Here is a 26360-nt window from a genome sequence, read left to right on the forward strand (position 1 = left end):
TATAGGTGCTGTCCAAAAGTAGAAAACAGACTTTTTAGACAGCGTCTTTCTTATTTATCCTTTATCTGATTGCAATTTGAAGATGGTCAACTCAGGTTTTGTCATAAATCGAAACGGAAGTCGAGTAGTCCCTATTCCTCTGTTGACATAAAGTGTTAACTGGTTCTGCGCTCCAATCGTATACAGCCCTTCTGGATACTTATGGGCGAAAGGAGGAATAACGAGTGCTCCGAAAAATGGTAATTTAACTTGTCCACCATGGCTATGCCCACTGATTTGCCAATGAATGGGATATTGAGCTGCAGTATCTGCAAGATCAGGGGCATGGGATAATAGCAGATTAAAACGGTTATGGGGTACATTTTTAAGGGCTAACGGCAAATCGGGATGTCCTAGCATGGCATCATCAATACCTAGGAAATAAATACTGCTGCCATCTTTGGCATAAATAGGTGTAGATTCATTCAACAGGACTTTAAAATTAGTTGTCTCCATCATATTTCGATAAATTTCTGACCCATATCCACCATGATCATGGTTTCCGAAAATGCAGTATTTCCCTAGTGGGGCATATAATCTATCTAAAATGGGGACTAATTTATTCAATTCGGTAAATTTATTGGGCTCATCCATTAAATCGCCCGTAAATAAAATAATGTCAGGCCGAAGATTGTTTATTTTGTTTACTAATTTTTGGAATTGGCTTAGATTATATTGAAAACCAAGATGGGTATCGCTAAATTGGATGATTTTTATGCCATCAAAGCCTTTTGGAATTAAGGGATGTTTGATTTGCAGTTCTTGAATATCGAGTAGTGAGGGCTCAATTCGATGGGCATACAGATAGCCCCCCGAACTCAACCCGAGAACGGTAAGAAATGAACCGAATATACGTTTTAGAAACGTTCTCCTCGTTTGTTTGCTAGTCATTTTTTATCAACCTATCTTCTATTTGTCTTCAACAAAATGATGGTCCATTTGTATTTTCTTTAAAATTTACCTTTATTGCAAGTAAAAAAGCTACTATTAAGTGTTTATTCAAAAAAATAAAAAAGATTCTAAAAAAAGCAGTCAGATGACTGCTTTTACTTATAACTAACAGCTCGAGATTGCAAGGCTTTCCATGACGAAATAAATTGTTCTTTTCCTACTCGTACCTGCTTCCTTCCTGACAACGGATCATTTAGGTAAACAAAGTTTGTATCATAGCCTACCAAGACGACAGCATGTAAATCCAGTGGAGTTTTGATGTACTGATTTCCATGATACCACCCTTCCCACCGATCTGGGAGGCGATAATCACCCGTGGTCCAGACTACTACTGGATAACCAGCAGAAACATGTTCTAAAAGACGATCAAACGGAAGATTTGTTAAGTTTACAGCTCTTCCTGGAAGCTTCTGATTAATCAAGGAAATCATTGGTAAATCAAACACCGCATAACCAGCTTTCCTTCCTGTCATATCACCCACAAAACCATCAGCAGGATTTCCCCAGCGTAAAATATCTCCTCTTGGTGATTTAACGAGGGGATCAGTATCCTTTTTAATCAACTGGAACAGGTCCATTTTATCGGTTTGAACACCTGCGTATTGTAGCATCATTGCAAGACTAGTTACTTCACATCCATATCTAAGTTCCGGATTTTGTTTGATAAGGACCACATTTAGCATTGTCGATTCCTTTTTTGGAGGAATGACTACTTCCTTGCTCTTGATATCGGAATTTTCAACTTTTGTCATTTGCTGATCCAGATCTTCTATTGAATAGGACTTTCTTTTTATGTGAATGGGCGATGGATCGTTGATCTTCGTCCCTTCTGTCAGCGAAGTCTTAATTACTTGCTTTTCACTTTTATTTGAGTCAGCATGAAGTTGACTACATCCGAGCAATGGTAGGATGGAAACAAATAAATAAAGAATTTTCAAAACATACCCTCCTTCTTGGGTGCATGGATATAGGATATGATTGTTTCAATTCGACTATAATGGTATCCTTTTGGAAAAGAACGAGTGGCGGTCAAGAAGCGTATGGTATAGTGAAAAATAAAATTTTGGAGGAACCTGGATGGATGCATTGGAAATCCTATCGGATCTAGAAAATGTTTTTCCATATTTTCAACCGATATTTAGTGCTGATGAGCAGCGTGTCATCGCCTATGAAGTGCTTGGGAGATACCAATCAGATGGGGATGTCATCAGCTTAGGACCCTTTTTTCATGATGATCAAATTCCTGATGAATATAAGTATGAAGTGGATGTATTGTTGGTTAAGAAAGCACTAGAGCGGGCGATGGACCTTGATGAAGATGTCCTGGTATTTTTAAACCGAAATGCGGACCTATTAATGTATGGACATGGGGAGCCTTTTTTACAGGAGCTTTTAACATTTGAAAGAGGAGGGCTTAGTTTAAAGCGAATTGTCCTTGAAATTTCTGATCGGAACTATCAAGGAGATTTAGACCAATTTGATCACCTCATACAATACTATCGAACGTATGGGATTAAAATTGCCATTGCCAGCATTGGTAGTGAAAGTCATTATTTTGAACGAATAGGGGAACTTGAACCGGATATTATTAAGATTAATCTGCAAGCATTAAAATCAACAGCAACCGGACTGAATTTTAATGACGTCTTATTTTCCCTGTCCCTTTTGGCAAGGAAAATAGGGGCAACACTATTGTTTGAGAATATTGAAATGAGTTATCAACTTCAGTTTGCCTGGAAAAATGGTGGACATTACTATCAAGGCTTTTATTTACATTCTCCAGCTGCTGAATTTATTGATCGGGATTTATTAAATTTCCGCCTAAAAGAAAAATTTCACGATTTTATTACTTATGAAAAGAAAAAATTAGAAGCTGTTTTAACAACAGCAGAATATTTTCAAGCAACGGTTCAGGAAATAGTGGTTAGAAATAAAAAGGTAGGTTATGAAACGCTTTTTGAATCATTAATTAAAGAAATGGATAAAATCGCCTTTAGAATGTATGTTTGTGATGAAGATGGATTTCAAAAATCTGCGAATATCTTCAAAGGAGAAAATGGTTGGAATATACAATCTGATTATATAAATAAAAATTGGAGCTGGCGCCCGTATTTTTTGGAAAATATCATTAAAATGCGTCATGATCAAAGGGGAAGATTATCGGATTTATATTGTGATATTGAAACCGGTGAAACCATACGAACATATTCATTCCCAATGAATGGAAATGAATATTTGTTTATTGATATAGCCTATCAATACCTATTTGAACATGACCAATTACTGTAAGGATGCACCAGTAGAATCTTTTTTGCTTTGCTCCTGTTTATTATTCTGTTCATAAAAATTACCTTTTTAAAATAGGTCTCATTGAGGCCTATTTTAGTATTAATAAAAAAAATTAACATTTATTTTAATTTTACTTGGACAAATCGTGTCTATTATTTTATTCTTTTAATATTGGCATAAAAAAATGGACTGTAAAATTTTGAAAAAAATCGATCAGGATAGAAAAATGCCAACTGAGAAACATAACTGTAGACAGTTTGTTTTGTGTTTGAAAGGAGGATGAGCGTATGTCACAGCTTCAAGGAATATTAACAAGGTTAAAAAACCTTCAGGAACAATCTAATAGTGGTGAGCCTGCACAACGCTATTTCGAGGTAAATGGTGAAAGAAAATGTCAGGTAACATTCCATCCAAAAACAGAAACATTTGAATTGGAAATATATAACGAGAAGGAAAAGCCAAAAAGATATCAATTCGATAATATTGATATGATCACAATTGAAATTTTTGACTTGATACAATAGGGACCTCTAGGGGTTCCTTTTTTTAGTGTCTTCGATCATAATACTCGCCAATCGGCGAGTTTTCTTTATGTCAAAAAGGGGAGGGAAACTTGTGGATTTTCTGTGGAAAACGGTTTAAATTAACGAGTCACTCGAAAACTATGATAGAATAAGTCTGTAGAAAAACAAACATTGAGGAGTTTTCGGCGATGATCAGTCTTCCCAGTGGGGAATTTTTAGAGTTAACCATTAAACAATTAATGATACCATCTGAGAGGGTTGCCCATGTCCAAATTGGAAACAATCTCGAACATGCACTATTGGTACTAACGAAGAGTGGATATACGGCCATACCAGTCCTAGACCCACATTATAAGCTGCATGGATTAATCAGTACCCCGATTATAATGGATTCGATACTTGGGCTTGAACGAATTGAATTTGAATCACTTGAAAACAAACGGGTAGAAGAAGTAATGAAAAGCTCCATTCCGAGAGTGAAACTTTCTGCATCCATTATTGATTCTTTAGATTTACTCGTTAATCATCCATTCCTTTGTATCGAAAATGAGGATGGGTTTTTTGAAGGGATTTTACCAAGAAGTACGGTATTGAATCATTTAAACAAAGCAGTAAAGGGATTCAAAAAATAATCTGGATACATAATGCTCCCAAATGGGAGCTATATTTTTTTTTGATTTGAGGTGTAGGAATGAGAATAGAGAGTGATCAAGCCAAAATGAATGGCCCACAAAGAAAAATAACCAAAAAATCACTTGTATTAGTGTCTGTTATGTTAGCGATGTTTATGGGGGCGATTGAAGCAACCATTGTTTCCACGGCAATGCCAGCCATTGTTGCAGATTTGGGTGGATTTCGCCTTTATAGCTGGGTTTTTTCCGCGTACCTTTTAATGAATGCTGTTACCGTCCTTATTTATGGGAAATTATCTGATTTGTTTGGTCGAAAACCTATTCTTACCCTTGGTATCATCATCTTCTTATTTGGCTCTATTCTTTGTGGGTTTGCGACATCGATGAAAACCCTTATCATATTTCGTTTAATTCAAGGTTTTGGAGCAGGGGCAGTAACCCCCATTGCCACGACCATTGTAGGTGATATTTACACAACTGAAGAAAGGGCAAAAATTCAGGGGTATCTTTCTAGTGTGTGGGGAATATCAGCGATAACAGGTCCTGCAGTCGGTGGCTTACTGGTCCAGTATGTCAGTTGGCATTACGTTTTCTGGATTAACATTCCTTTAGGGATTCTTGCATTGGTCGGCCTATGGCTATTTTTACATGAGGATGTTTCTAAGAAAAAACATTCAATAGACTACTATGGTGCTCTTCTATTAACCATCACTATATCTGCATTTATGTTCGTCCTTGTAGAAGGAGGTAGCCGCTGGTCATGGGCCTCTTGGCAAGTGATCAGTTTAATTATTTTTGCTGTTCTTGGTTTGATTGCATTTATTTTTCAAGAAGGAAGAGCTTCCGAACCAGTTATGCCATTTTCAATTTGGAAAGAACGATCGATTTCTATTGCAAATATTACCTCGTTAACATCTGGCATCATATTGATCGGAATATCGAGCTTTTTACCTACCTTTGTACAAGGAGTTATGGAGAAACCACCAATTATTGCAGGATTCACGCTTGCTGCAATGTCGATTGGTTGGCCAATTGCCTCGACACTTTCTGGACGAATGTTAGTGACAATGGGATATCGGAAAACCTCTATTATTGGGGGAGTTTTTTTAATCATTGGAAGTATCGCATTCGTCAACATGTCTGCGGCTGCTGGTCCGTTCTTGGCAGCTGCTGGTTCCTTTTTTGTTGGCGTGGGTATGGGACTAACCTCGACTGCTTTTATTGTCTCGATTCAGAGCTCAGTCGCCTGGCAGCAAAGAGGAATTGCAACAGCAACAAATATGTTTATGAGAAACCTAGGTAATACCATTGGTGCTGCATTGTTGGGGGGGATTCTTAATAACCGTATTACTCATTATTTAAGTCAACGTGATAAGTCGTTAACCGTTGATGATGCAAATCTTCTCTTAAATGCAAGTGATCGAGAAAAGCTGGTGGAATCTACTCGTGATATTCTCCAGGATGGACTGACAAGTTCTTTGCATACTGTTTATTATGTCGTTCTCACCTTCGCATGTATAAGTTTGTTATTATTATTGATTCCAAAAAAGACTAAACGCTCTGTTTAATGCAAATGATTTAATAATCTGAATGGACCGTTGAAAATAGATGAACCATGTAACATGAAAATAAAAATAAAGAGGGATTGCCTTTGACCTCCATATCAGAATTTCAATTATTATCTGTTTTAGCACAGGAAATGAATATGCGCAAAGCCTCTGAGCGGCTATTTGTCTCTCAACCCGCCCTTTCACAACGGTTACAAACCATTGAAAAAGAGTGGGAAACGAAATTATTTATTCGCTCTCAAAAGGGACTATCGCTAACCCCTGCTGGGGAGCATGTGATTCAATTTGTGAATGACGTTTTATTAAAACAGGAAAAAGTTCGGGAAACGATTCATTCCCTTCAGTCAGGAGTTTCTGGAACATTAAAGATTGCTGTTGCTTCTATAGTAGGTCAAAATTGGCTTCCACAAGTATTAAAGAAGTTCATTGATAAATATCCTCAAGTGAGGATTTCATTGGTAACAGGCTGGAGCAGTGAGATCTTAAAATGCTTGTATGACGATCAGGTTCATATCGGGATCATCCGTGGAACTCCAGATTGGAAAGGGGTGAAAGTCCATCTCTTTCATGACCCGCTTTATTTAGTTGATCGAGAACTAACGAAGCCAGAACAAGTATTAGAGACGGAACGCCCGTTCATTCAATTTAAAAGTGATTCTAATTATTACCAAGAGATCCAAGATTGGTGGATGAGGAATTATAAGACATCCCCAAAAAGAACGGTTGTAGTAGACCAAATTGAAACATGTAAGCAAATGGCTTTTAATGGAATCGGTTATGCCATTTTGCCATCGATTACCTTACAAAAAGCAGGACCTGACATTTTTAAGATTCCCTTGATTGGGGAAAACAATCAGCCGTTAAAACGAGATACGTGGCTGTTAGGATACGAGTCGGCCTTCCAATTAAAGCAAGTCCAGGCTTTTGTTGACTTAATCAAGGATCACATCGCTGAATCTTCTGAAGAATAAAGGTGTTTCGCTTGTTTTCAGCGCTTTTGTTTGTTAAAGTATTTTCTAGTAAACCAAATAGGGGGCAAGTTTTAAAATGAATGCAAATGAAATCATCGCTTTTATTGCAAATAGTAAAAAATCAACACCTGTAAAGGTGTATTTGAAAGGTAATCTAGAGGGAATCGATTTTGGCAGCGAATCAAAAACGTTCATCAATGGAAATACAGGTATTGTGTTTGGTGAATGGTCCGAAATAAATACTGCTTTGGAAGCAAATTCAGCAAAAATTGAGGACTTTGTTGTTGAAAACGATCGTCGCAATTCTGCCATTCCATTATTAGATACGAAACATATTAATGCGCGAATTGAACCAGGGGTGATTATTCGTGACCAAGTAGAAATTGGTGATAATGCTGTTATTATGATGGGTGCCGTCATTAATATTGGGGCTGTAATCGGCGAAAAAACTATGATTGATATGGGGGTTGTTCTTGGTGGAAGAGCAACTGTCGGGAAAAATTGTCACATTGGTGCGGGTACGGTCCTAGCTGGGGTAATTGAACCGCCTTCTGCAAAGCCTGTTGTAATCGAAGATGATGTACTCATTGGTGCCAACGCCGTTGTCCTTGAAGGGGTAACCGTTGGGACAGGCTCCGTTGTTGCTGCTGGTGCCGTTGTAACAAAGGACGTACCTCCTTTTACTGTTGTGGCAGGAACACCTGCAAAGAAAATCAAAGATATTGATGAAAAAACAAAATCAAAAACAGAAATAATGCAAGAACTTCGTCAATTATAAGAAGGGCGGAAGGCGCCCGCCTCCGGCTAGAAAACGAGTGTAAGCGTGGAACTCTTCCACGCTTCTTTTATAGGGAAGAGAGGTCCTTTAAATGAATCCATTAATGAAAATCCGTCGCGATCTTCATCAAATTCCTGAACTTGGCTTCCAAGAGTTTAAAACACAAACCTATTTGTTAGCTTACATAAAATCATTGCCTCAGAAACGCATTTCTATCAAGAAGTGGAAGACAGGGCTTTTTGTAAAGGTGCAGGGGATAAATCCAACCAAAATAATCGGTTATAGAACAGACATTGATGGTTTACCAATTAATGAAGAAACAGAATTACCCTTTTCGTCGACACATGAAGCAAGAATGCACGCCTGCGGCCATGATTTCCATATGACGATTGCGCTCGGCGTTTTGACATATTTTATCGAAAATCCAATTAATGACGATCTTTTGTTTGTGTTTCAACCTGCTGAGGAAGGTCCAGGAGGAGCAGAACCAATGTTACAATCCGAAGAAATGCAGGGATGGATGCCGGATTTGATTTTTGCCCTCCATATTGCACCTGAGTATCCTGTTGGAACTATCGCGGTGAAGGAAGGTCTTTTATTTGCTAATACGTCTGAATTGTTTATTGAGCTAAAAGGTAAAGGCGGACATGCTGCCAGACCCCATGAAACAAATGATATGGTAGTAGCAGCTTGTACACTTGTTAGTCAACTACAAACGATTATTTCTAGGAATGTGGACCCCTTAGATAGTGCTGTTATTACTATTGGGAAAATAACAGGAGGGACGGTTCAAAATATTATCGCCGAAAAGGCAAGACTAGAGGGAACTATACGGACTTTATCTCCAGAATCAATGAAAAAGGTAAAAAAACGCATTGAAGCTCTAGTAAAAGGCATTGAGGCAGGCTTTGAATGTGAAGCTACGATAGATTATGGTGCGATGTACCACCAGGTATATAACACAGAGTCTATTACACAAGAATTTATGCATTATATAAAGAATGAGACAGATGTTACGGTAATAGAATGCAGGGAAGCAATGACAGGAGAAGACTTCGGTTATATGCTCAAAGAAATCCCTGGGTTCATGTTTTGGCTAGGGGTTGAATCCCCCTTTGGCTTACACCATGCCAAATTAAATCCTAATGAAAAAGCAATTGATGTCGCTGTAAAGGTAATGACAAGTTATATTGCATGTAAAGGAAATGCTTTAACACTTTAATGGAACAAGTCGTGAAGTTTGGTTCATTCAATTTGTCGTGATAAAGTGAACCTGAATATTGTTACTTAATGTCGTTTAATCTCATAAAGAATTGGTAAACCTGATTAAGGGGAATTTTACTTACTATTATATACATCAATTATAAATTAATATTTACGCGAAATTAGTTCTGTTCCCATATGCGTTTTCAAAATGATAGCAAATGAGAATTGTTATATATTCAGTTCATTATTTTATTTGGAGGGATTCTAATGCCAGAACGTATGGTAGGCAAGCAGGCCCCACGCTTTGAAATGGAAGCTGTAATGCCAAACAAAGAATTTGGAAAAGTAAGCCTAGAAGAGAACATGAAAAATGACAAATGGACAGTACTGTTCTTCTATCCAATGGATTTTACATTTGTATGTCCAACTGAAATTACAGCTGTTTCTGATCGTTTTGAGGAATTCGATGATCTTGATGCCGTTGTGATTGGTGCATCAACAGACACGATCCATACCCATCTTGCATGGATTCACACAGACCGTAAAGAAAACGGTCTTGGCCAGTTAAACTATCCTTTAGCTGCAGACACAAACCATGTTGTAGCACGTGACTATGGCGTGTTAATTGAAGAAGAAGGGATTGCGCTTCGTGGTCTATTCATCATCAGTCCTGAAGGTGAAATGATGTATTCTGTAGTGAACCACAACAATATTGGCCGCGATGTGGATGAAACATTACGTGTGCTTCAAGCCTTACAAACTGGTGGCCTTTGCCCGGCGAACTGGAAGCCGGGACAAGCTACATTAAACGCTTAATTTAATTAAACCGGATAGACCTAACCCTCATAAGTGTTAGGTCTATTTTAAAATAGGGGGGTCAATATGAAATTACGTGAACAAATGCCTGAATTAATCGGGGCAGCTGAATGGTTAAATGGACAAGTAACGAGGGAAGAATTAATTGGTGACAAACCAACCTTAATTCATTTTTGGTCGATTAGCTGCCATCTATGTAAAGAAGCAATGCCGCAAGTAAATCAATTTCGTGATGATTTTAAGGATAAACTTAATGTCATTGCTGTTCATATGCCACGTTCAGAAAACGATTTGAATATAGAAGAAATTAAACGAGTTGCTGTGGAACACGGGATTACCCAACCGATTTTTATAGATAGTGAGCATAAATTAACGGAACTCTTTGAAAATCAATATGTTCCTGCATACTATGTATTTGATCGTGATGGCAAGCTTCGCCACTTTCAAGCTGGAGGCAGTGGTATGAAAATGCTTGAAAAGCGTGTCAACCGCGTTTTGGATGAATTGGAAAAAACAGAATAAGGCTACACCAAAAAAGCTGTTCGTTACGATTAACGAACAGTTTTTTTTATAAGATAAAGTATAAATTTTGACTTTGAGAATTGTCCAGCTCCAGGCGCCATCGGCTCGAGGTCACAAGCCGATAGGCGGGCGCCTTGCGCTTTTCTTATTGAGAAAAGGCAATAATCAACTAAAGATACTCCAAAGCCCGCTATATTTTTATTCGGCAACTCTTTGTAACCTTGTATCAAATTTCTCGTCCGTATTAGTAATAATGTCTTTCTACCAACTAAAGGTGAGGGGTTGACCAATTGATCAAGCTAAAAAGGGGATTTCTTATTTTTATTTCGTTGCTGTTTTGTAGTCTAGCTGGTTGCAGTTCGGACAGTAAATCTGATAGTGCAAAGATGAGCGCGGACAGTAATGCCTCAATAAAATCATCCGAGTCAGGGAGTGGAGAACAAACATTACTAAACTCAGGAGAAAAGGCTATAAACAATCAACCAGATACGTCTAGTATTAAAGTACCTAATCAGATGGTGATCTACCAGGCTGACTTGCAATTACGTGTTAAAAAGTATGAACAGACAGTCCTAAGTTTGGAGGATAAAGCGGAGAAATATGGTGGCTACATTGCAGCATCCAACGTCACAAAAGAGGGGAAAGAGCAGGTTAGTGGAAGTTTAACTATCAGAATACCGCAAAAACATTTTCAGGAATTTTTACACGATGCTGAAGGTCAAGCAGCAGAGGTATTACAAAGGAATATTACCGGGCAGGATGTGACCGAGGAATATGTTGATCTTGATTCAAGATTAAAATCAAAAAAGGCAGTTGAAGATCGGCTGCTGTCCTTCATGAACGGGGCAACGAAAACGGAGGACTTATTAAAAATATCCACAGACTTAGCGGCCGTTCAAGAGGAAATGGAGGTTATTGAAGGTAAAATGAAGTTCCTTGAGAACCAGACATCCTTTTCAACAGTAGCCATTACTCTATATGAAAATAAAGTGATCGTCCCGAACATTGATCAAGACAAACTAAATACATGGGAGAAAACAAAAAAACAATTTATGAAGAGCATTAACCTGTTATTGGCAGCCCTATCTGGTTTAGTAGTGTTTATGATCGGGAACTTACCGATTCTCATTTTATTCGTTATTTTGGCTGTTGGTGGCTATATTCTTTATAAGAAACGCAAAAGCGGACCACGCCCAGATTAGCTGGAGCTAACTCCCTATATATAAAAGTAGTAAATGATGCTAGAATGTAACCATATAAACATTGATTTAGCGGAGGAGTTAGTAATGAAGAAGAGTTTTGCTGTAATAGGACTTGGTCGGTTTGGTGGCAGTATTTGCCGTACATTAACTGATGAAGGAATGGAAGTGCTGGGAATCGATGTAAATGAAGAACGGGTAAATGAGTATGCGATGATCGCCTCACATGCTGTAGTGGGTGATACAACGGATGAGAGTGTCTTGAAAAGTTTAGGAATTCGTAATTTTGACCATGTGATTGTCGCGATTGGTGATGATATTCAGGCAAGTATATTAACGACCCTTATTCTTAAGGAATTAGGCGTTGGACGTGTAACAGCGAAAGCACAAAATGATTATCATGAAAAAGTTCTCCGGAAAATTGGTGCAGATCATGTGGTACATCCTGAGAGAGATATGGGGAAGCGGATTGCAAATAATATGGCTTCAAGTAATGTCCTCGACTATCTTGAGTTATCTGCAGAACATAGTATTGTTGAAATAGTGGCAAATGGGAAACTTAGCGGTCATTCTATTATTGATTTAGATTTTCGCAAAAAGTATGGTTTAAATATTGTGGCGATAAAACGAGGAGAAGAAATCATTGTTTCACCACAAGCAATGGAAACCATTGCTGTCAATGATATTTTAATTGTGATTGGAAACGATAATGACATCGACCGCTTCAAGAAAAAAGTACTAGCGTAAATAGAAAAGCAATAGCGCCTTGGCGCAGTAGATAGACAAAAGAAAAACGGAGTCGCCTCGTGGGCGATTCCGTTTTTCTTTTGTTATACTTCCATAATGATCGGTAAGATCATTGGACGGCGTTTTGTTTTTTCGTAAAGGAATGGTGCTAATGTGTCAGTGATTTCATTCTTTATTTCAGACCACTGGCTCGTCTTACGCTCCATCACCTTATTTAAGTGTTTGGTAATTAGATTTTGAGCATCATTGATTAAATCACCAGATTCCCTCATATACACAAATCCACGTGAAATAAGATCTGGACCAGAGGCAATTTTAAATTCTTTCATATTAATACTTACAACAACAACGACCAAACCTTCTTCTGAAAGAATCCTACGGTCTCTTAAGACGATATTTCCAATATCACCAACACCGCTGCCATCAATATAGACAGAACCAGACGGGATCTTTCCAGCCACCTGTGCAGTGTGATCGGAGAGAGCTAATACCTCGCCATTGTCCATAATGAAACAATTTTCTTCTTCTACACCACAATCAACTGCGAGCTTCGCATGCATTTTTTGCATCCGGTATTCTCCATGGATTGGCATAAAGAATTTTGGCTTAATTAACCTTAGCATTAATTTTTGTTCTTGCTGTCCACCATGGCCAGATGTATGGATGTTACTAAGCTTTCCATGAATGACTTCAGCGCCTGCGCGATAAAGCATATTAATCGTTCTACTCACACTAATGGTGTTCCCTGGTATTGGTGAGGACGAGAATACCACGGTATCTCCAGGAATAATTTGAATTTGGCGATGGGTACCATTGGCGATTCGTGATAGAGCTGCCATTGGTTCACCTTGGCTTCCAGTACAAAGAATGGTGATTTTTTCAGCAGGCAATCGATTAATTTGATTCGCTTCAATAAAGGTTTCTTTTGGTGCATTAATATATCCCAATTCAAGACCAATATTAATGGCGGCCTCCATGCTTCGACCAAAAACAGCTACTTTTCTACCGTAAACTACGGCTGCTTCAACCACTTGCTGCAATCTGTGAATGTTAGAAGCAAATGTGGCAAAAATAATTCGTCCATCAACCTTACGGAAAATATCATCAATGCTTTCGCCAACACGTCGTTCTGACATGGTGAATTCTGGGATTTCACTATTTGTACTATCTGAAAGCAAACATAGTACGCCTTCTTTGCCTATTTCTGCCATTTTGGTTAAATTGGCAGGTTCTCCTACAGGAGTAAAATCAAATTTAAAATCGCCAGTATGAACGACTTGTCCTGGTGGAGTTTTGACGACAATCCCATAAGAATCCGGGATACTATGGGTAGTTCTGAAAAAAGTAACCGATGTTTTACGGAATTTAATGATATCATCTTCTTTAATTTCAATTAGCTTTGCATTACGTAGTAAACCATGCTCTTCTAATTTATTCTTAATTAAGCCAAGTGCTAATTTTCCACCATATACAGGGATATTGATCTCACGTAATAAATATGGAATCCCACCAATGTGATCTTCATGTCCGTGTGTGATAAATAAGCCTTTTATCTTATCTTCATTTTTAACTAAATAAGTGTAATCAGGAATAACATAATCGATCCCTAATAATTCATCCTCAGGGAATTTGATTCCGGCATCGATTAAAATAATTTCATCTTGAAACTGAACTGCATATGTGTTTTTGCCAATTTCGCCTAAACCACCTAAGGCAAAGACAGCAGTTTGATCATTCTTTACAAATTTCATAAATTATCCAATCTCCAATACTTTAAAGTCTTCATTTTGTTTTTCGTATTCTAAATGTGCATCCTTAACTTCTTGTACAAATTCAACGTTGTATCCACGATCGGCAATTTTGGCACGGACATCTCTTACCGATTCACCTTCAACAAAAAGAGTTTTTGTATTTTCTCTAACAGGTACTTCTTTAATACTTTTTTGATAATATACTTTAAATAACATATTAAATTTCGCTCCTAACTAAATGATAACTTTTTCTATTATATATAATATTTTCATCTTTTTCATTTATTTTCTTTGGCAGACCTTGGACTATATATGAAAAGTATGTAAATTAGAATCTATTACTACAATTTACAATAATGAAGGAGCCCTTCGCAAGTTTGAAGGGCTCTTCAAAAATTTAGGCAATGGATTTTTTTCTGAGTAAATCTTTCCACTGTTTTAAAAGCTTCTTCCGTAGCTTCTTTAACATAGTGGATCATCTCCTTACCTTTATTTTATACGAACCTTGTCCAATGTAAAGCAAGCGATGGCAGATAATTGAAATTTTTTTATAAATATTATCGTTTTTTACTATTATTATATGATATAAACGCGGATTCTTGCGTGGTTAAACATGGAATTCCATATTTGTTCACATCAAAAAACACCGGCCTCATAAAAAAGGCCAGTGTTTTTACCTTTCAATAGCTAATGCCCCTTCAATCGATTTGTAAGGGTCGTGCTTATCAATATAATCATAAAACATGATGCCGTTTAGGTGGTCAATCTCGTGTTGAAAGCAAATGGCTGGAAGACCCTTTAAACGAAGTTTTACTTCTTCACCCGTAAGGCTAATTCCTTTTACTGTGACCCTCGCATGCCTTGAAACATAACCTGGAATGGCTTCATCTACTGAAAGACAACCTTCCCCAGATTGTAAATAGGCTTTTTCAACGGAATGACTGATAATTTTGGGGTTAAATAAGGCGTAACTATAAAGTGTCCCATTTTCGTCCTTAAGATGTACAGCAATCATTCGCTTGGAAACATTAATCTGCGGGGCTGCTAAGCCAATACCTGGACGCAAGCTATATTTCAATGCCAATTCACTATTTTGGCTATTGATCACGTACTCTAAAAGGCTGGATAAAATCTGCTTATCCTCTTTTGAAGGTGGCATGACTACCTCTGCTGCCACTTTCCTAAGGGTGGGATGACCATCTCGAATGATATCCTCCATCGTTAACATGCACCTTCACTCCTGTGTTCAATAAAGTTATTCATATTACCTAGTCTAACAAATATTTGCTAAAATGTTAATAATGATTGTTTGAAGCTTCCGAATATCAAGCCGTTTTATACTGTACTATATTGTCAAACAAACTACGTATCGATATAGTAAGAGTTGGTAGTAGTTAGGAGGATGAGAATTGTCTTTAACACGTAGAGTTCGTTTTCTAATATCTATTATTGCTCTTATATTCATTTTAACAGGGTGCATGGAAAAAAAGACCCCTGTAGATAAAATGTATGATGTCCTAGAGGCTGTTGTCTCAAAAGAAAAGGTATTTGAAGAACAGCAAGACCCTCTCGTCAACTTGGAAAAACAAGAAAAAGAAAAATATGATCAGATTATTGAACTTGGTATGAAGGAATATGATCAAATTGTTAAACTCTCTGATGAAGCATTGACCTTAGCAGATAAAAGAAAAGGACATATGGAAAAGGAAACCAAAAGTCTAAATGAGTCTGAAAAGGAATTTCAAAAGGTGGCAGACCTTAAAGGTGAATTGGACGATCTAGAACTTACTAAGATTGCTGATGAATTATATGATATTATGAACCAAAGGTATCGGTCACATGAGGAATTATATAGGGAATACTCAAATGCAATAAAATACGATCAAGAATTGTATAGGATGTTTAAAGATAAGGATCTTCCGATAGCAGACCTTGAGACACAAATAAATAAGTTGAATGAAACGTATAAAAAGGTTTTTGAAGCAAATGAAAAGTTTAATAAGTATACGGAACAATATAATGAAAAGAAAATGTCGTTTTATAAAAAAGCAGGACTTCAAACAACTGAAAAATAGTCAACAAAGAGAATCGGCTGACAACAGTCGATTTTTTCTATATTATAACAAGTGTCTAAAATGTGACATCTTATATAACAGATTAAATAATTAACTGGTACAGTTGGATTTACAATCTCTGTTTTTTATTAACATCCAAATGATGAAAAATTATAGAACTTAGTATTTGACGCGTGAAAACGAATGATGTAAACTCATAGATGTGATAAATAATTGTATCAATGATGTTACATAAAATAGTGATACAGAATATAATGTTGGTAAAAAGAAATTCTTTTAGTTTATCTTATCTTTTCTGTGAAAAACTATTAATACGTGTGTTTCCATACCAAGCAAAGAATTTTTATGTAATATCAATCGGATGAGCCAATTAACACATATTATTGTGGATGGCAACTTGTTATCATGCTTTTATTTGTGTTATTCGGGGTAATCTAAATGTTGTAATTTTATTTTAAATTAAGCTCTGAAACGAAAGGAAGAGGTGACTTAAATGGCTTCTAAACTTAAGAACGCCCAGCTTGATGCGAAGAAAGCGCTCGAAACTGTAGAAGATCAATTTCAAATGCTTCAAATCTTGAATGAACAAGGTGAAGTGGTTAACGAAGCAGCAATGCCGGATTTAACAGATGAACAATTGCAAGAATTAATGAGCCGTATGGTTTATACAAGAATTCTTGATCAACGTTCAATTTCTTTGAATCGTCAAGGAAGATTAGGTTTCTATGCTCCAACAGCAGGACAAGAAGCATCACAATTAGCTTCTCAATTTGCTCTTGAAAAAGAAGATTTCATCTTACCTGGATATCGTGATGTTCCACAAATTGTTTGGCATGGTCTTCCATTATCCCAAGCATTCTTGTGGTCAAGAGGACATTTCCAAGGTGGTCAGATTCCTGAGGGTGTAAATGTTGCGATTCCACAAATCATCATTGGGGCACAGTATGTTCAAACTGCTGGTGTTGCACTTGGATTGAAAAAACGTGGAGCAAAAGCGGTTGCTATCACTTATACAGGTGATGGTGGTACTTCGCAAGGGGACTTCTATGAAGGAATTAACTTTGCAGGTGCGTTCAAAGCTCCAGCAATCTTCATTATTCAAAATAACCGTTTCGCTATCTCAACTCCAGTTGCGAAGCAATCTGCAGCGAAAACGCTTGCTCAAAAAGCGGTAGCTGCTGGAATTCCTGGCGTTCAAGTTGACGGTATGGATCCATTAGCTGTTTATGTGGCAACTCGTGATGCTCGTGAACGTGCAATTAATGGAGAAGGACCAACACTTATTGAAACGATGACTTACCGTTATGGCCCACATACAATGGCTGGGGATGACCCGACTCGTTATCGTACAGCTGATCTTGATAATGAATGGGAAAAGAAAGATCCATTAGTACGTTTCCGTAAATTCCTTGAAAACAAGGGTATTTGGAGCGAAGAAAAAGAAAACGAAGTAATCGAAAAAGCAAAAGAAGATATCAAAGAAGCAATCAAAGTTGCAGATGCTGCACCAAAACAAAAGGTGACCGATTTAATTTCGATTATGCATGAAGATATGCCGTTTAACTTAAAAGAACAATATGAAATTTATAAAGAAAAGGAGTCGAAGTAAGCCATGGCTCAAATGACAATGATTCAAGCAATTACAGATGCATTACGGACAGAATTACGTAATGATCCGAATGTATTAGTTTTCGGTGAAGACGTAGGCTTAAACGGTGGTGTATTCCGTGCTACTGAAGGTCTGCAAAATGAATTTGGCGAGGATCGTGTATTTGACACGCCGCTTGCTGAATCAGGAATTGGTGGTTTAGCAGTTGGTCTAAGTTTACAAGGATTCCGTCCTGTCCCAGAGATTCAATTCTTCGGATTTGTTTATGAAGTAATGGATTCTATTTCTGGTCAAGCAGCACGTCTACGCTATCGTACAGGTGGTAAATTTAATGCCCCTGTAACATTCCGTTCACCATTTGGTGGTGGCGTACATACCCCGGATATGCACGCAGACAGCTTAGAAGGTCTTATGGCGCAACAACCTGGTGTTAAAGTGGTTATTCCATCAACACCATACGATGCTAAAGGACTGCTTATTTCATCTATTCGTGATAATGACCCAGTCATTTTCCTTGAACACATGAAATTATACCGTTCTTTCCGTCAGGAAGTTCCTGAAGGCGAATATACAATTCCACTAGGTCAAGCAGAAGTAAAACGTGAAGGTACTGATGTATCAATTATTACTTATGGTGCAATGGTTCATGAGTCATTAAAAGCTGCAGAAGAACTTGAAAAAGAAGGCTTCTCTGCTGAGGTAATTGACTTACGCACAGTTAGCCCTATCGATATTGAAACCATTATTGCTTCTGTTGAAAAAACAGGTCGTGCAATTGTTGTTCAAGAAGCGCAAAAACAAGCCGGTATTGCTGCAAATGTCGTTGCAGAAATTAATGATCGTGCTATTTTAAGCCTTGAAGCTCCTGTTTTACGTGTAGCAGCACCTGATACTATATTTGCTTTCCCACAAGCTGAGGCAGTATGGCTTCCTAACTATAAGGATGTTATCGAAACAGCTAAAAAGGTATTAAATTTCTAAATTATAGACTTTGCAATATTCTATTGTGAAGCGTTACTTACATGTTCGGGAAAAGATCCTTCTTTTCCCTTCATTTGATAAAACAACTAAAATAAACGAAAAATAGGAGATGAATCTCTGTGTCATTTCAATTTAAAATGCCTGACATCGGTGAAGGTATTCACGAAGGTGAAATCGTAAAATGGTTTATCAAACCAGGCGATAAAGTCCAAGAAGATGATGTCCTATGTGAAATTCAAAATGATAAAGCTGTAGTTGAAATTCCGTCACCAGTAGATGGAACAGTTCTTGAAGTTTTAATCGGAGAAGGAACAGTTGCGACAGTTGGACAAGTTCTTGTTACATTCGATGCCCCAGGATACGAAAACCTACAATTCAAAGGTGACGATCATGGTGCAGAAGAAACTGCAGCACCAGCTCCTGCTCAAGAAACTAAGCCAGAAGCAGCACCACAAGCTGCAGCATCAGCACCAGCTCAACAAACGCAAGTTGCTGTTGATCCAAATCGTAATATTGTGGCAATGCCATCAGTGCGTAAATATGCTCGTGAAAAGGGCATAGAGATTGCATTAGTACCTGGATCTGGTAAAAATGGCCGTATTTTAAAAGGTGATATTGATGCATTCGTAAGTGGTGGTGTAGTAGCTCCTGCAGCGGAAGCAGCAACAACTTCTGTAGAAGCAACTCCTGTTGCAGAAGCACCACAAGCAGCTGCTATTCCACAAGGTGAATACCCAGAAACTCGTGAGAAAATGAGCGGAATCCGTAAAGCAATTGCTAAGGCTATGGTTAATTCTAAGCATACTGCACCACACGTTACCTTGATGGATGAAATTGACGTAACGAAACTTGTTAAACACCGTAAAAAATTCAAGGAAGTTGCTGCTGCTAAAGGAATTAAGCTTACTTTCTTACCATATATCGTAAAAGCATTAACAAGTGCACTACGTGAGTTCCCAGCATTGAATACTTCATTAGATGATGCTACTAGTGAGATTGTTCATAAGCACTATTACAACATTGGAATTGCAGCAGATACTGAAAAGGGTCTTCTAGTTCCTGTTGTTAAAGATGCTGATCGGAAGTCAGTCTTCACCATTTCTAATGAAATTAATGAATTGGCTGGAAAAGCACGTGACGGAAAACTTGCTCCAAATGAAATGAAGGGTGCTTCTTGCACAATTTCAAACATTGGTTCTGCTGGTGGTCAGTGGTTTACTCCTGTCATAAACCATCCTGAAGTAGCCATTTTGGGTGTAGGTAGAATCGCTGAAAAACCAATCGTTAGAGATGGAGAGATTGTGGCAGCTCCTGTTTTAGCCCTTTCTTTAAGCTTTGATCACCGTATGATTGACGGTGCTACAGCACAAAATGCATTAAATCATATTAAACGTTTATTGAATGATCCAGAACTATTGTTAATGGAGGCGTAAATCAAATGGTCGTTGGAGATTTCCCAATTGAAACAGATACTATAGTCATTGGTGCGGGTCCTGGGGGATATGTTGCAGCAATTCGTGCAGCTCAGCTTGGGCAAAAAGTTACGATTGTTGAAAAAGAATATGTCGGTGGCGTTTGCTTAAACGTTGGTTGTATTCCTTCCAAAGCGTTGATTGCTGCTGGTCATCGCTACGAAACAGCTATGCATTCCGATACATTTGGTATCACAGCTGAAAATGTAAAGGTTGATTTTTCAAAGGTTCAAGAATTTAAAGCTGGAATCGTGAATAAATTAACCGGTGGCGTTGAAGGTTTATTAAAAGGAAATAAAGTAAACATTGTCCGTGGGGAAGCATATTTTGTTGATGCTAACACTCTTCGTGTAATGGATGATAATTCAGCTCAAACCTATACATTTAAGAATGCTATTATTGCAACTGGATCTCGTCCGATTGAGTTGCCAACCTTTAAATATTCAAAACGTGTGCTTAATTCAACTGGTGCGCTTAATTTGCAAGAAATTCCTGAAAAAATCGTTGTTATCGGCGGTGGGGTAATTGGAATCGAACTTGGCGGAGCTTATGCAAACTTTGGCAGCCAAGTGACGATCCTTGAAGGTTCTGATGAAATCCTAGGCCTTGGCGTATTTGATAAGCAAATGGCAGCACTTGTTAAACGTAGCATGAAGAAAAAAGGTGCAGAATTCTATACCAAAGCATTAGCTAAAGGTGTAGAGGAAACTGAAAACTCTGTTGTGGTAACATTCGAAACTAAAGGCGAAGAGCAGAAAATTGAAGCTGATTATGTATTCGTAATGGTTGGTCGTCGTCCTAATACCGATGAAATGGGCTTAGAACAAGCCGGAGTGAAATTATCTGAACGCGGTTTAATTGAAATCGACAAACAGTGCCGGACTAATGTTAGCAATATTTACGCAATCGGTGATGTTGTTCAAGGTCCTCAGTTAGCTCATAAGGCATCATATGAAGCTAAAATTGCTGCTGAGGCAATTGCTGGTCACACTTCTGAAATTGACTACTTAGGAATTCCAGCTGTTGTTTTCTCTGAACCTGAATTGGCTTCAGTAGGATATACAGAAGCACAGGCTAAAGACGAATCAATCGCTGTGAATGCGGCAAAGTTCCCATTTGCAGCCAATGGTCGTGCATTATCACTTGATAGCGGTGATGGCTTCTTAAAACTCATTACTCGTAAAGATGATGGTGTTGTCATTGGTGCTCAAATTGCTGGTGCAAGTGCATCAGATATGATTGCTGAATTAGGTTTAGCGATTGAAGCAGGTATGACTGCTGAAGATTTAGCGATGACCATTCATGCGCATCCAACACTTGGAGAAATTACAATGGAAGCTGCAGAAGTAGCACTAGGTACACCTATCCATGTCATTAAATAATTAAAAGAAAGTCCTTTTCGTTCAAAACGAAAAGGACTTTGCTTTTTTACAGCGAATTGTATGCAATAAGGATTTAGTGGATTGAAATCGATTCTTTATCCTCGCAGATTCTCTGAAAATAAATACCTAACGATTAGTGTTTAATCATATACTTTAAACACAAGCTGTTGTATTGGCTTATTAGATCAAAGTATTTAGAGTGGTGATAAAATTGAGGGTATATGTGGTAATCATTTTACAGTTTATCATATGGAGTGGATACACCTTTATTGAATGGCTTTCATCGCATGATCAACTCATTTATAAAGTTATCATGTTTTTTGTGTTTTTTTATTTGGCATATTTGTTGGGGAATCAGGTGACAAAATCACCAAGGAAAACACTCTTTATCACGATGTTGAGCTTAGTTATTTATACTTCCATTCATTATTCGATGGTACAAATTATTCATTAAAAAAGCTCCACTAGGGAGCCGCCATTTGTTTACTTTCTAGGATAGTAATACATGATTCTTTCGTTAAAGAGATGCAGCTCACCTTTAAGCTTTTTTGCAAGGAATTTACTAAATTCATTTGCCTTTCCTTTATCTCCATGGGTAGATTGCTCAGGGAGGGTGATTTGTATGTATGCTTGTTCTCTTTCTACTCCATCCTCATTTCTAACGATCTCTGTATCAACCCCAACTAAAATAATTTTGTAGCGTTCATGGTCTGAGTGTAAATAAAACCACTTTTCTTTACCTTCGGTGGTTTCTTTTATTTCATAAGGAAAAGCAGAATCGCCATATTGCCAATCTAACTGATTGCCCGTTTTTTCAGTGATATTTTTATAGTAGCGAAATAATTCCTGTACCTCTTCAATCGTTACAGTTTGTTTAGCAGATGAGGGCACTAGCTTAATAAATGCGTTTACAGCCATCATCATTCCCCCTTATTTGTCCATGATCAATGCATCTCTATTCTAGCATTGATTAAAAAGGACTGACAACATATATACAAGGAAAAGGGCTTGTTTTCTTGCTATTTTTGTAAAAATGAATTATAATAATATTCTAAATATTAAATTAAAAGAGGAGGTCTATATGGAATTATTCGATAAGCTCTATGATGAGCATGAAAATGCAAAAGTGAGGTTTATTGGATTTACTACAGAAGATACCCGTTATGACTTCGGGATCATTTACACTAACTTATTCTTCGGAAAACCTCTTGTTGTCTGTATGCAAACAGGCCGTTCAACTCTCCTCGACCCTAAAGATATTGAAGATATTGAGTACCTTCAAACAGTTTTCCGTATCCCTGACAAAAAGCAAGCGACAGATTTAGCAGAGTTTTTTAGTGGAACACTTCCAACTATCCCTTTTGTTATACAATATGAATAATCATTTCAAAAAGGACCCGGAAGGGTCTTTTTTTATGAAATAATGTTAAATGTGACATACAAATTAGGCTTGATATTTTAAATGTGTTATATTATTATTAAATTAAGGATGTAATAACGCTTTCAAAATCATGATCATTCAATAAGAAAAGGGGATTGAACAAATGGGTACACTCGTATGCCAAACTTGTAATTCTACTATTGATCATTTTGAAGATGAAAAAGTTACGGTACTATACTCTAAATGTAATTGTTGCAACGACCAGCATATTGAAGAAGAAGTATAAAAAAATGACAAAGAAAAACAGGTTCCCTTTGGGTTCCTGTTTTTCTTTTCAGTAGCTTCACTAATTCTAGTTCGAAAATCTATTGTTATTTAATTGCTTTGTATTCTTTTATGACGTGAATGGTTTTAATTTCATCATCCTCAGGACCTTGAACTGGTAAGCCTGCCTCGAGGTTTTTGCGGATATAATGAAGGTTTTCCATTGTTATGATTTCACCGGGAATAAAGATTGGGATTCCTGGAGGATAAACCATAATAAACTCAGCAATGATACGACCTTCTGATTCATCTAAAGGAATGACTTCAGTCTCAGCATAGAAAGCATCTCTTGGAGTTAAAGCAAGTACAGGAATCTCAGGTAGTAGAACTTCTACTGGTTCAATCTTACCTGGGCGGTGCTTACATTCGTCTGCCAACTCTTTTAGTGCATTTACGAGAATGTTTGCTTCAACCTCTGTGTCACCAAGCGTAATAATGCAAAGGATATTATAAAGGTCTGATAGTTCTACCTCGATATTATGTTTTTCTCTCAACCACTTTTCGACTTCATATCCGGTTAAACCAAGCTCTTTTACTGAAATGATAAGTTTAGTTGGATCATAATCAAATGTCGCTTTAGAGCCCAAAATTTCTTCGCCAATGCAATGAATTTGATCGATTTCATTGATTCGTCTACGAATGGATTGAGCTAATTGAATGGTATTATCAATTAATTCCTTGCCTTTTGTTGCTAATTGCTTTCGGGCAACATCTAGAGAAGCAAGCAACAAGTAGGAGGTTGAAGTGGTGGTGAGCATACTTAGGATCGATTGGACGTGCTTAGCAGAAACAAGCCCTTCTTTCACATTCAGAATGGAGCTTTGTGTCATGGATCCCCCTAGCTTATGGACGCTCGTTGCTGCCATATCTGCTCCAGCCTGCATAGCAGACAATGGCAGTTCGTCGTGGAAATGTATGTGTACGCCATGGGCCTCGTCAACAAGGACAGGAACTTTATAGGAATGGGCAATCTCAACAATTTTCTTTAGATCAGCTGAGATACCAAAATAAGTTGGGTTAATAACTAAAAGCCCTTTTGCATCAGGGTGTTGTTCCAGTGCTCTTTCAACCGATTCTGTTGTAATACCGTGAGAAATTCCTAGATCTGTATCAATTTCTGGATGTATGAAAACCGGAATTGAACCAGAAAAAACAATTGCTGACATAACAGATTTATGGACATTTCGTGGGACGATTATTTTTTCACCAGGTCCACACACGGCCATAACCATTGCAATAATTGCGCCACTTGTACCTTGAACAGAAAAGAAGGTACGATCCGCACCAAATGCTTCTGCGGCTAAGTCCTGCGCCTGTTTAATGATTCCTTTTGGCTGGTGAAGGTCATCAAGTGGTCCGATATTTATTAAGTCAATGGATAAGGCATTATCACCAATGAATTGGCGGAATTCTGGATCAATTCCGGCTCCTTTTTTATGACCAGGAATGTGGAATTGAATAGGATTTTTTTTCGCATGCTCTACTAATCCGCTAAAAAGCGGTGTTTGATTTTGTGACAATGATTAATACACCTCTTTATAAAAAATGCTCGTAATATGTCGAATTAAATATTCATAAAACAAAGGAATTATAGCACTATTCTGTTGCGTTGCATAGGATTTCCCTTCACTTTAAATTTTTTATTTGCTTCAGGTTAGTTTCCCTTAAAGACAGGAAATTTACGCAATTAAGCCGAAATATAGATTAACTACATTTAGGAGGGGTTCATTTGGATTGGCAAACTCGAGTTACTGATATCTTAAAAATTCAATATCCGATTATACAAGGTGGTCTGGCTTATTTAGCATATTCGGAATTGGCCGCGGCAGTATCCAATGCAGGAGGGCTTGGTCAAATTACAGCTATGTCCTTGCCTAATCCTAATCAGCTGCGTGAAGAAATTAGAAAAGTAAAACAAATGACGAACAAGCCTTTTGGTGTAAATTTTGCTATCGGTCAGCAAGGAAGACCTTTTGCAGATTATTTAGAGGTAGCGATAGAAGAAGAGGTGCCAGTCATATCAATGACTGGAGGAAACCCAGCTCCCATCTTTGAACAGCTAAAGGGGACTAAAACAAAAACTCTCGTTCTTGTTGCTGCGAGACGACAGGCGATGAAGGCTGAGGAATTAGGTGCTGATGCTGTAATGGTCGTAGGGCAAGAAGGGGGTGGGCATCTAGGCAGGGACGATATCGGAACAATAGTATTAATTCCTCAGGTAGTTGAAGCTGTATCCATACCCGTGATTGCCTCAGGAGGAATAGGTGATGGACGAGGGTTGATGGCGGCGCTCAGTTTAGGGGCCGAAGGGATTGAAATGGGTACAAGATTTATTGCCACAAAGGATTGCGTCCATGCAAATGAAAAATATAAACAACGGCTAGTAGAGGGGACAGAGACCGATACAGTTGTTATTAAGAGATCATTAGGTGCTCCGGCTAGAGCTATTGCCAACAGCTGGACTGAAAAAATTCTCGACATCGAACGAAACCATGGAAATTATGAACACCTAAAAGATTTGATAAGTGGGATAGCAAATAAACGTTATATATATGAAGGCAAAACTACCGATGGATTTGCCTGGGCTGGGCAGGTGATGGGTCTCATAAAGGACATACCAACTGTAGAGGAACTTTTTCGACGGATGATAAAAGAGGCGGAACAAATTCGTGCAAAATGGGGAAAATAAGGGTATCATTCATATTAATTGAAAAAAGTAAGTAGGTGAATATATGGAGTACCAATACCCAATTGATTACAATTGGTCTACAGATGAAATTGTCGATGTCATCCATTTTTTTGAAGCAATTGAAAGAGCATATGAAAAAGGAATTGAACGTGATGAAATGATGAATGTCTATCGTCGGTTCAAAGAAATCGTGCCGAGCAAGGCAGAAGAAAAAACTATTTGTGGTGAATTCGAAGAAATGAGCGGTTATTCGTCCTATCGAACAATCCAAAAAGCTAAACAAGCCTCTTCTGGTGATAGAATACGTATGAAATAACAGAAAAAACTCCCGAATCACACTTGAGGGCACTGAAAATCCTTCGGATTTTTGGAGGAATTAAAAAGGCAATCAAAAAAACGACTCAAAAATTCCAATAATGAATTTAGAGTCGTTTTTTTGTGTAAATTGGGAGCC

Annotated in this window: 27 protein-coding genes; 20 read left to right on the forward strand and 7 right to left on the reverse strand. The window is 37.8% G+C overall.

Annotation, left to right across the window (positions count from 1 at the left end; translation table 11 throughout):
* Positions 1 to 54 precede the first annotated feature (54 nt).
* Both TY15_RS10560 and TY15_RS10565 read right to left on the reverse strand, forming a co-directional pair.
* Positions 55 to 930 carry a metallophosphoesterase gene (locus TY15_RS10560; RefSeq protein WP_040204710.1) on the reverse strand — a complete coding sequence of 292 codons (876 nt, stop codon included), beginning with the start codon at positions 928 to 930 and terminating at the stop codon, positions 55 to 57.
* Between the two features lie 155 nt (positions 931 to 1085).
* Positions 1086 to 1928 (reverse strand): C39 family peptidase, encoded by an 843-nt coding sequence (locus TY15_RS10565; RefSeq protein ID WP_040204712.1) that lies wholly within the window; start codon positions 1926 to 1928, stop codon positions 1086 to 1088.
* Positions 1929 to 2067: 139 nt separating this feature from the next.
* Here TY15_RS10565 and TY15_RS10570 point away from each other — a divergent pair, with 139 nt between their 5' ends.
* The 11 genes from TY15_RS10570 to TY15_RS10620 all read left to right on the forward strand — a co-directional run bounded on the left by TY15_RS10570 (position 2068) and on the right by TY15_RS10620 (position 12242).
* On the forward strand, positions 2068 to 3279 hold the full coding sequence (locus tag TY15_RS10570) for an EAL domain-containing protein (RefSeq protein ID WP_040204714.1): 1212 nt from the start codon (positions 2068 to 2070) through the stop codon (positions 3277 to 3279).
* Positions 3280 to 3566: 287 nt separating this feature from the next.
* The gene (locus TY15_RS10575; protein ID WP_040204715.1) at positions 3567 to 3803 is read left to right on the forward strand and encodes a YkuJ family protein; all 237 of its coding nucleotides are present in this window, start codon (positions 3567 to 3569) and stop codon (positions 3801 to 3803) included.
* 188 nt (positions 3804 to 3991) lie between these two features.
* A complete protein-coding gene (gene cbpB / locus TY15_RS10580) occupies positions 3992 to 4435 on the forward strand; it encodes a cyclic-di-AMP-binding protein CbpB (protein WP_040204716.1) in 444 nt (147 codons plus the stop codon).
* Positions 4436 to 4494: 59 nt separating this feature from the next.
* Entirely contained in the window at positions 4495 to 6003 is a 1509-nt protein-coding gene (locus tag TY15_RS10585) for an MDR family MFS transporter (RefSeq protein WP_042374410.1), read from the forward strand.
* 83 nt (positions 6004 to 6086) lie between these two features.
* Positions 6087 to 6974 carry a LysR family transcriptional regulator gene (locus TY15_RS10590; RefSeq protein WP_040204717.1) on the forward strand — a complete coding sequence of 296 codons (888 nt, stop codon included), beginning with the start codon at positions 6087 to 6089 and terminating at the stop codon, positions 6972 to 6974.
* Positions 6975 to 7050: 76 nt separating this feature from the next.
* Entirely contained in the window at positions 7051 to 7752 is a 702-nt protein-coding gene (dapD, locus tag TY15_RS10595) for a 2,3,4,5-tetrahydropyridine-2,6-dicarboxylate N-acetyltransferase (RefSeq protein WP_040204718.1), read from the forward strand.
* 91 nt (positions 7753 to 7843) lie between these two features.
* The gene (locus tag TY15_RS10600) at positions 7844 to 8974 is read left to right on the forward strand and encodes an N-acetyldiaminopimelate deacetylase (RefSeq protein ID WP_040204720.1); all 1131 of its coding nucleotides are present in this window, start codon (positions 7844 to 7846) and stop codon (positions 8972 to 8974) included.
* A gap of 251 nt (positions 8975 to 9225) precedes the next feature.
* Entirely contained in the window at positions 9226 to 9774 is a 549-nt protein-coding gene (locus TY15_RS10605; RefSeq protein ID WP_040204722.1) for a peroxiredoxin, read from the forward strand.
* A gap of 66 nt (positions 9775 to 9840) precedes the next feature.
* Positions 9841 to 10296: a TlpA disulfide reductase family protein gene (locus TY15_RS10610; RefSeq protein ID WP_040204724.1), complete on the forward strand. Its 456-nt coding sequence runs from the start codon at positions 9841 to 9843 to the stop codon at positions 10294 to 10296.
* A 290-nt stretch (positions 10297 to 10586) separates the two neighbouring features.
* Positions 10587 to 11498 (forward strand): DUF4349 domain-containing protein, encoded by a 912-nt coding sequence (locus TY15_RS10615; RefSeq protein WP_081799381.1) that lies wholly within the window; start codon positions 10587 to 10589, stop codon positions 11496 to 11498.
* 84 nt (positions 11499 to 11582) lie between these two features.
* Positions 11583 to 12242, forward strand: a complete 660-nt coding sequence (locus tag TY15_RS10620) for a potassium channel family protein (RefSeq protein ID WP_040204725.1) — start codon at positions 11583 to 11585, stop codon at positions 12240 to 12242.
* Positions 12243 to 12325: 83 nt separating this feature from the next.
* Here TY15_RS10620 and rnjA read toward each other — a convergent pair whose 3' ends face one another.
* From rnjA to def, 3 genes are all read right to left on the reverse strand, one after another.
* The gene (rnjA, locus tag TY15_RS10625) at positions 12326 to 13993 is read right to left on the reverse strand and encodes a ribonuclease J1 (RefSeq protein WP_040204727.1); all 1668 of its coding nucleotides are present in this window, start codon (positions 13991 to 13993) and stop codon (positions 12326 to 12328) included.
* 3 nt (positions 13994 to 13996) lie between these two features.
* The gene (locus TY15_RS10630; RefSeq protein WP_040204728.1) at positions 13997 to 14209 is read right to left on the reverse strand and encodes a DNA-dependent RNA polymerase subunit epsilon; all 213 of its coding nucleotides are present in this window, start codon (positions 14207 to 14209) and stop codon (positions 13997 to 13999) included.
* 457 nt (positions 14210 to 14666) lie between these two features.
* Complete coding sequence (gene def, locus TY15_RS10635; RefSeq protein WP_040204730.1) at positions 14667 to 15221, reverse strand: peptide deformylase; 555 nt, start codon at positions 15219 to 15221, stop codon at positions 14667 to 14669.
* Between the two features lie 181 nt (positions 15222 to 15402).
* Here def and TY15_RS10640 point away from each other — a divergent pair, with 181 nt between their 5' ends.
* From TY15_RS10640 to lpdA, 5 genes are all read left to right on the forward strand, one after another.
* Entirely contained in the window at positions 15403 to 16068 is a 666-nt protein-coding gene (locus TY15_RS10640; protein ID WP_040204731.1) for a YkyA family protein, read from the forward strand.
* 493 nt (positions 16069 to 16561) lie between these two features.
* Positions 16562 to 17677 (forward strand): pyruvate dehydrogenase (acetyl-transferring) E1 component subunit alpha, encoded by a 1116-nt coding sequence (gene pdhA, locus TY15_RS10645; RefSeq protein ID WP_040204733.1) that lies wholly within the window; start codon positions 16562 to 16564, stop codon positions 17675 to 17677.
* Positions 17678 to 17680: 3 nt separating this feature from the next.
* Positions 17681 to 18658, forward strand: a complete 978-nt coding sequence (locus tag TY15_RS10650) for an alpha-ketoacid dehydrogenase subunit beta (protein WP_040204734.1) — start codon at positions 17681 to 17683, stop codon at positions 18656 to 18658.
* 119 nt (positions 18659 to 18777) lie between these two features.
* On the forward strand, positions 18778 to 20091 hold the full coding sequence (locus TY15_RS10655; RefSeq protein WP_040204735.1) for a dihydrolipoamide acetyltransferase family protein: 1314 nt from the start codon (positions 18778 to 18780) through the stop codon (positions 20089 to 20091).
* Positions 20092 to 20096: 5 nt separating this feature from the next.
* Positions 20097 to 21512: a dihydrolipoyl dehydrogenase gene (gene lpdA, locus TY15_RS10660; RefSeq protein ID WP_040204736.1), complete on the forward strand. Its 1416-nt coding sequence runs from the start codon at positions 20097 to 20099 to the stop codon at positions 21510 to 21512.
* Between the two features lie 483 nt (positions 21513 to 21995).
* Here the strand turns inward: lpdA and TY15_RS10670 are convergent, their stop codons facing one another.
* Entirely contained in the window at positions 21996 to 22430 is a 435-nt protein-coding gene (locus TY15_RS10670) for a DUF1885 family protein (RefSeq protein ID WP_179301726.1), read from the reverse strand.
* A 163-nt stretch (positions 22431 to 22593) separates the two neighbouring features.
* Here TY15_RS10670 and TY15_RS10675 point away from each other — a divergent pair, with 163 nt between their 5' ends.
* Positions 22594 to 22893 (forward strand): DUF3055 domain-containing protein, encoded by a 300-nt coding sequence (locus TY15_RS10675; protein ID WP_040204741.1) that lies wholly within the window; start codon positions 22594 to 22596, stop codon positions 22891 to 22893.
* Positions 22894 to 23056: 163 nt separating this feature from the next.
* A complete protein-coding gene (locus TY15_RS23590) occupies positions 23057 to 23179 on the forward strand; it encodes a GapA-binding peptide SR1P (RefSeq protein ID WP_074432801.1) in 123 nt (40 codons plus the stop codon).
* A gap of 85 nt (positions 23180 to 23264) precedes the next feature.
* Here TY15_RS23590 and TY15_RS10680 read toward each other — a convergent pair whose 3' ends face one another.
* A complete protein-coding gene (locus tag TY15_RS10680) occupies positions 23265 to 24737 on the reverse strand; it encodes an aminotransferase class I/II-fold pyridoxal phosphate-dependent enzyme (RefSeq protein WP_040204743.1) in 1473 nt (490 codons plus the stop codon).
* 209 nt (positions 24738 to 24946) lie between these two features.
* Here TY15_RS10680 and TY15_RS10685 point away from each other — a divergent pair, with 209 nt between their 5' ends.
* Positions 24947 to 25906 carry an NAD(P)H-dependent flavin oxidoreductase gene (locus tag TY15_RS10685; protein ID WP_040204744.1) on the forward strand — a complete coding sequence of 320 codons (960 nt, stop codon included), beginning with the start codon at positions 24947 to 24949 and terminating at the stop codon, positions 25904 to 25906.
* Positions 25907 to 25949: 43 nt separating this feature from the next.
* On the forward strand, positions 25950 to 26222 hold the full coding sequence (locus TY15_RS10690) for a UPF0223 family protein (protein ID WP_040204746.1): 273 nt from the start codon (positions 25950 to 25952) through the stop codon (positions 26220 to 26222).
* Positions 26223 to 26360: the final 138 nt, after the last annotated feature.

The organism is Neobacillus jeddahensis, assembly GCF_000612625.1.
Taxonomy (GTDB): Bacteria; Bacillota; Bacilli; order Bacillales; family Cytobacillaceae; genus Neobacillus; species Neobacillus jeddahensis.